Here is a 6,786-nt window from a genome sequence, read left to right as displayed (position 1 = left end):
AGATGAACAGTGCGGACTGGGCGAGAATCCCCGGCGCCAGGTAGTCAAGATACGGCACGGACCCGGTCGGAATGGCGTGGATCCGGTTGAACGTCACCCCGAAAACAAGCAACCACAGTGCCGGCTGGACGGCCCGGGTGTAGAGCTCCACCCGGTCGTGGCGCAGCTTCTGCAGTTCGACCAGCGACAGTGTCGCGAGCCGCCGGACGAGCAGACGCGCCGCGCCGAGGGGTCCGTCGAGGTCCTGATCGAAGCCGGTTCCGGCAGGAGAACCCCGCAGGCCGCCGCGCTCAACCAACCCGGCTGGCGACACGGCGGATGTGCTGGACGCCATTGAAAGCTCCTTCCTCACCGGGCTCAAATGCACCACCGGTGTGCTGGCGGAATACGTCCTCAAGGCTCGCCTGCGCGCCGAGCGCAGCCTTCAGCTCGCTCGGAACACCGACGGCGCGTACCCGGCCGGCCTGCATGAGCGCAACCCGGTCACACAGGACGTCCGCTTCCTCCATATAATGGGTGGTGAGCAGGACGGCCATCGCGTACTCGGCCCGCAGACCCTGGACGTGTTCCCACACGCTGTCGCGGGCGATCGGGTCCAGCCCGACGGTCGGCTCGTCGAGGATCAGCAGGCGCGGTGCGTTGACCAGCGCCTGAGCCAGCTCGAGACGACGCACCATCCCGCCCGAGTAGGTCCGCGCCATCCGGTCGGCGACCTCGGTCAGCCCCATCGCGGCCATGGCGTCGTTGACCCGGGCCCGGCGCTGGCGCCGCGGCACATCGAACAGGCCCGCGAACAGCGCCACGTTCTCCCGTCCGGTCAGCCCCGAGTCGGCCGAGAGCATCTGCGGCACGTAGCCGATGAGGCGACGTGCTCGGATCGGATGGCGTACCGCGTCCACCCCGAACACGTGCACCGACCCGGCGGCCGGCCGTAGCAGCGTGACGATGGCACGGATCGCCGTGGTCTTGCCGGCCCCGTTCGGCCCGAGCAGCCCGATGATCTCGCCGGCATTGAGATCGAGATCGATCGCGTCGACCGCTGTGTGCTCACCGAACCGGTAGGTCAGGCCCCTCACGGCAAGGGCTGGTGGGTCGCCCGACGCCGCACTGGGCGCGACGGGCACGGGGTGCTCGACAGACATCCGACCTCCACATCGTTTCCTTCGTGCAACTAACTATCTGCTCTTCCGGCTCTCCCGTCACCTGGTCGGTGGTCAGGCCTCCGCCGGCGGGCAGCGAAAAGCCGAGGGCTGGTGCGTCCGGGTCTCGGACGCACCAGCCCTCGGTCGGGATGGAGCAGGTCGCTACCTGTCGTGCTCAGTACCTGTCGGGCTCAGTGTCTGCCGGCAGGCTGGTCAGGAGATTCGCCGGTGGCCTCGCGCGGACCGCCCTCCGCTTCCTCCCCCTCGACGAAGAACCCGGTCACCGCCTTGCCTGCGCGGCGGACGAGACCGCCCGTGGCATGCCCGTTTTCCCCGCCCGGCAACGCCACCCGGTCGGTCGGTACCCGCCGGTGGTCCGGCGTCGGCGGCAACTTCGGACGATGCTGCTCCACGAACTCCCCGTCGGGCAGCTGGTGGATGATCCCGGTCTCGACACCGTGCTCGGTGACGTCCCGGTCGCGGGCCTGCAGGTGGAGGCAGAGCCTCTTGGTCACCGTGAAGGCGATCGGCGGGACGATGATGCAACCGATCCGGCCGGCCCAGGTCATGGCGTTCAACGAGATGTCGAACGTCTTCGCGATGACGTCGTTACCACCGGAGATCCACAGCACCAGATAGAAACTGATGGCCATGGCACCGAAACCGGTGCGGGCCGGGGCCTCGCGCGGTCGCTGGAGCAGGTTGTGCGATGCGGAATCCCCGGTGAACTTCGCCTCCAGGAAGGGGTACACCGCCAGCAGCGTGAACAGGATTCCGGGCAGCACGACGGTCGGCCAGAACACCGCCGGGACGGTATGCCCGAGCCCGCGGAACTCCCACGGTGGGAACAGTCGAGTCGATCCGTCGAGGAAGCCGATGTACCAGTCGGGCTGCGACGCCGAGCTGACGTTACCCGGGTCATAGGGGCCGAAGCTCCAGATCGGGTTGATCTGCGCCAGACCGCCGAGCAGGGCGAGCATCGCGAACACCAGCATGAAGAACCCGGTCGACTTCACCGCGAAGATCGGAAAGACGCGATGCCCGATGACGTTGTGCTCGGTCTTGCCCGGCCCGGGGAAATCTGTGTGCTTCTGGTGCCACAGGATGCCCAGATGGGCGCCGATCAGCGCCAGCAGGATCCCCGGCACCAGCAGAATATGGATCACATACAGCCGGGGGATGAAGTTGTCACCCGGCCACTCGCCGTTGAAGACCAGGAACGACGTCCAGGTTCCGATGACGGGGATCGACTGCGCGATCGAGGCCGCGATACGCAGCCCGGTACCCGACAGCAGGTCGTCCGGTAGCGAGTAACCGGCGAAACCCTCGAGGATCCCCAACACCAGCAGCCCGACGCCGATCAGCCAGTTGACCTCGCGGGGCTTACGGAAGGCGCCGGTGAAGAACACCCGCATCAGGTGCACCACGATTGAGGCGACGAACAGCAGTGCCGCCCAGTGGTGGATCTGACGGAAGACCAGCCCCGCCCGGGTGTCGAAGCTGATGTCGAGGGTCGAGGCGTAGGCCCGGCTCATCTCCACACCCCGCAACGGGATGAAGGAGCCGTTGTAGGGGATCTCGACGTTACTCGGGTCGAAGAACAGCGTCAGATAGATGCCGGTCAGAACCAGGATGACGAAGCTGTAGAGGGCAATTTCCCCGATCATGAAAGACCAGTGGTCGGGGAACACCTTGTTGAGGTTGCGGCGCAGCGCGGCCTGGGACCCGAAGCGCTCGTCGACGGCCCGGTTGAGTTTGCGGACCGGACCGGGTCGCTTGACCAGGGAGGGTGGCGGGACGGTGGTCATGGACGCTCCCAGAAGGCGGGACCGACGGGCTCGGTGTAGTCGCCGTCTCGTGCGATGAAATACCCGTCGTCATCAACAGCGATCGCCAGCTGTGGCAGGGATCGGCTGGCCGGACCGAAGATCGCTCGACATCCGTCCAGAACGTTGAACACCGACTGGTGGCAGGGGCACAGCAGGTGATGGGTCTGCGCCTCATAGAGGCTGACCGGACAACCCGCGTGGGTACAGATCTTGGAGTAGGCGACGTGGCCGTCGTAGGCCCAGTCCTCCCGCCCCGGCCGCGGTCGGTTCGCATCCGGGGGGAGCCGGATGAGGATGGTGACGCTGTCGGCCTTCTGGTGCAGGGTCAGCTGGGGCTCGAACCGGACGCTGCCGTCGGCCGCGGTCACCGGGATTGCCGGGAAGACGGTCTCGATACCACCGATGGCGATGTCACCGAGCGCGACCGGATTACCTTCTCCGTTCACCAACCGGGCACCCTTGGCCCAGTGGCTGTGCTTGAGCTGATCGCCTGGCTTGCGGTTGCTCAGGTTCAGCAACGGCACCACCAGCAGGGCGCCGAGCACGCTTCCCGCGCCCAGCATGGTGCGGCGAACCAACGGTCGGCGGGCAAGGCCGGTATCGGCGAAGCCGAGTGCGACCGTCTCCTCGGTGACGGCGATCTCCTCATCCGAGGAGGCGAAGGGATGACGCTCCTGGACGGCCTCCTCATGCGGCATGAGGCGCTTCGCCCAGAGGATGACCCCGAATCCGATGCCGCCCATGGCCAGGCCCAGTGCGGTGCCCATGCACGGGGTGTAGTACTCGGCATGTTTGTCACCGACGAAGTTGGTGACCACGAAACCGATCGTCCCGACCACCGAGACCATGAACCAGAACGCCACCAGCCGTTCGGCCCTGCGCTCGGCCCGGCGATCGATCTCCTCGGCGTGGGCCGGGGGGATGGCCGCGGCCCGCTCATCGGGCTCGGCCAGCAGGACCGTTGAGCCCTCCTGAGTCGAGTCTGTCTGGTGCGGGGGGGTACCCAGCTGCTCGGGACCGTCGCCGCGGCCCGGGCGCGGTTCGGGCTTGGCGCGGTCGAAGATGCTCTCGCCCTCGGCGGGAACGTCCGGCCCGGACGTCTCGTCGTCTCGCTTGCTCATACCTTCTGCCTCGCTCCGATCCACATGCACACCGCGAGCAGGCCACCGATTCCGACCAGCCAGGCCAGCAGTCCCTCGGGAACCGGGCCGTACTTGCCGAGCGTGCTACCACCGGCGCTCGGCGCCGCGGTGACGTACTTCACGTACTTCGCGATTGCCACAGCGCCGGCAGGGTCGATCTGTCCGGGGCCGAACACGGGCATCGACTCGGGGCCGGTCCGCATGGCATCGATGATCTGTGTCGGGGTGGCCCTGCTCAGGTCGGGTGCGTACTTGCCGTACGTGAGCGGGGCACCCGCGCCCACCGCCTGATGGCACTGGGCGCAGTTCGCCCGATAGAGCTCCCCGCCCTGGGCCAGGTCCGCGTCATCCAGTGCGTTCTTGGTCACAATCGCCGTCTTCGGGCCGCCACCGAGGCTGTCGACGTAGGCGGCCAACTGGTCGATCTGGGTCTGGCTGTAGATCGGGTCCTTGCGCTCGGCCTGCGCGCCCGGTGCGGCGAGCGGCATCCGACCCGTGCTCACCTGGAAGTCCACGGCGGCAGACCCGACCCCGACGAGACTCGGGGCCTGGCCACCGCCCTGGGCGTTCAACCCGTGGCAGCTTGAACAGCCCTGGAGGTACAGCGCCCGGCCCGCCCGGACGGCCTCGTTGGCATCGGGGGTGCTCTGGGCCGTCCCGCGCGGCGCGAGCGCGGTCCACAGCAGCCCGGTGGCCGCAAGCGCCATCAGGAGGACGACAGCGGAGGAACGCCGATGCCGGCGTCGGGATGCGCGGGCAGCGCCCAAGGATGCAGTCATGTCGCTCACTGGAGGAGGTAGATGGTCGCGTAGAGGCCGATCCAGACGACGTCGACGAAGTGCCAGTAGTACGACGTCACGATCGCCGAGGTCGCCTTCTCAGGGGTGAATCTGCCGTAGGTCGACCGGACGAGGACGATCACGAAGGCCACCAGCCCGCCGATCACGTGCAGCCCGTGGAAGCCGGTCGTGAGGTAGTAGACGGACCCGAAGGCATGCGACGAGATCGAGAACTCGTTCTCGCGGAAGTACTCCCACGCCTGGCCGCCCACGAACACCGCACCCATCACCAGCGTGATGAGGTACCAGCGACGCAGGCCGTAGACGTCGCCTCGTTCCGCGGCGAAGACGCCCAGCTGACAGGTCAGGCTCGACAACACCAGGATCGTGGTGAAGACGAGCGCGTAACCGACGTGCAGGTGAACCGGGCCGATCTCGGACCCCGCGGGATCGCCGGTGATCGGCGGCCAGTTGTCACTGTTGACCGACCGGATCGTGTAGTACATCGCGAACAGGGCCGCGAAGAACATCAGCTCCGATGACAGCCACACGATCGTTCCCACGGAAACCATCGAGGGACGGTTGGCCGTGGGGTGCGGCGGCGGAGCCTTCTCAAGGACGGGGGCGGAGGCCACGTCGGTCATTCTGGCACGCGTTCGGCCAGGCGCCACCGTAGGTTCGACATTCGGTAGGACTACGAGCTGTCGAGGGTGCTGGCGTGCCCCGGCCGAAGCGAGGTGACGGAGCCTGTGACCAGTCCCAGCACGCTTGTCCCGGTAGCTCCCCAGGACGTGTTTGCACTGCCCGGCCAGGGACAACTGCCGCCCCCACCGACGGTCGGACGGATGCTCCTGCACCTGACACCCGAACCCGGACCGCTGCTTCTGATCGCCACGATGGCAGGGCTGTACCTGCTCGGAGTGCGCAGGCTCACAGATCGCGGTGACGCCTGGAACCCGTGGCGGACGGCGTCCTGGCTCGCCGGTCTGTTCGTCGTCGGGTACGCACTCGTGGGCGGAATCGCGGCTTACGACACCGCACTGTTCAGCGCCCACGCCGTGCAGCACATGCTGCTGGGCACGGTCGCCCCGATCCCGCTCGCGCTCGGGGCCCCGATCACGCTCGCGCTGCGCGCCCTTCCGCGGCGCTCCCGTGGGCTGCTGGTGGCGGCGTTGCACAGCCGGGTGGCCCGGGTGATGGCCTTCCCGTTGGTCGGTTTCGGCCTGTTCATCGTGAGCCTGTACGGTTTGTACTTCACCAGTCTCTACGAGTCATCGTTGCGGCATCCGGTGCTGCACCTTTTCCTGCACATCCACTTCCTGGTGGTCGGCTGCCTGTTCTACTGGCCGATCATCGGGCTTGACCCCGTCCCCGGCCGGCTGCCTTACTGGGGACGCCTCATCCTGCTGTTCGTGACGTTCCCGCTGCACGCGCTGTGGGCGCTGGCGATGTTCACGACAAACGAGGTCTTCGCCGCGGACTGGTACTCCTCGCTGGACCGGAGCTGGGGGTCGAGCCTGTTGGGCGACCAGCAGACCGGCGCGGGGCTCATGTGGGCCGCGGGCGAGCTGGTCGGTGCGACGGTGTTCGTCGCCCTGTTCATCCAGTGGTCGCGGGCTGACGGGCGCGAAGCCGCCCGCGAGGACCGCCGGCTGGACCGACTCGAACGACTGGCCGCGTCCGCTGCCCCGGGGTCGGCCACCGCCGATCAGGAACCGCAACAGATCCCGGAAACCGACCCCGAGCCGGACCCGGAGGCCGACCTGGTCGCCCGGGAGGCTGCGTACAACGCCTGGCTGGCCAGGCTCGCCGCCGGTGACACCGGGCCCGCCCGCCGGTGACACCGGGCCCGCCCGCCGGCCCATGGAGCCGTCGGCCGGTTGAGCCGGTTGAG

6 protein-coding genes and 1 pseudogene are annotated in these 6,786 nt (G+C 67.8%); 1 reads left to right on the top strand and 6 read right to left on the bottom strand.

Annotation, left to right across the window (positions count from 1 at the left end):
* The 6 genes and pseudogenes from U9983_RS15170 to U9983_RS15145 form a co-directional block, all read right to left on the bottom strand.
* Positions 1–334, bottom strand: a pseudogene (locus U9983_RS15170) (multidrug ABC transporter permease); the annotation flags it as partial.
* On the bottom strand, positions 291–1,142 hold the full coding sequence (locus U9983_RS15165) for an ABC transporter ATP-binding protein (RefSeq protein WP_322754645.1): 852 nt from the start codon (positions 1,140–1,142) through the stop codon (positions 291–293). The pseudogene U9983_RS15170 and the gene U9983_RS15165, both read right to left, overlap by 44 nt.
* 191 nt (positions 1,143–1,333) lie before the next feature.
* Positions 1,334–2,950, bottom strand: a complete 1,617-nt coding sequence (locus U9983_RS15160) for a cytochrome bc complex cytochrome b subunit (RefSeq protein WP_322754644.1) — start codon at positions 2,948–2,950, stop codon at positions 1,334–1,336.
* On the bottom strand, positions 2,947–4,092 hold the full coding sequence (locus U9983_RS15155; protein ID WP_322754643.1) for a ubiquinol-cytochrome c reductase iron-sulfur subunit: 1,146 nt from the start codon (positions 4,090–4,092) through the stop codon (positions 2,947–2,949). The genes U9983_RS15160 and U9983_RS15155 overlap by 4 nt, the downstream gene beginning before the upstream one ends.
* Positions 4,089–4,892 carry a c-type cytochrome gene (locus tag U9983_RS15150; RefSeq protein ID WP_322747403.1) on the bottom strand — a complete coding sequence of 268 codons (804 nt, stop codon included), beginning with the start codon at positions 4,890–4,892 and terminating at the stop codon, positions 4,089–4,091. The genes U9983_RS15155 and U9983_RS15150 overlap by 4 nt, the downstream gene beginning before the upstream one ends.
* Positions 4,893–4,897: 5 nt before the next feature.
* Positions 4,898–5,536 carry a heme-copper oxidase subunit III gene (locus U9983_RS15145; protein ID WP_322747402.1) on the bottom strand — a complete coding sequence of 213 codons (639 nt, stop codon included), beginning with the start codon at positions 5,534–5,536 and terminating at the stop codon, positions 4,898–4,900.
* 105 nt (positions 5,537–5,641) lie between these two features.
* Between U9983_RS15145 and U9983_RS15140 the strand changes: the two genes are divergently transcribed.
* A complete protein-coding gene (locus U9983_RS15140) occupies positions 5,642–6,733 on the top strand; it encodes a cytochrome c oxidase assembly protein (RefSeq protein WP_322754642.1) in 1,092 nt (363 codons plus the stop codon).
* Positions 6,734–6,786: the final 53 nt, after the last annotated feature.

Source organism: Protofrankia sp. Cas3, from assembly GCF_963555955.1.
Lineage (GTDB): Bacteria > Actinomycetota > Actinomycetes > Frankiales > Frankiaceae > Protofrankia.
Note: the sequence above shows the minus strand (reverse complement) of the source record. Positions and strands in the feature narration are given on the sequence as shown.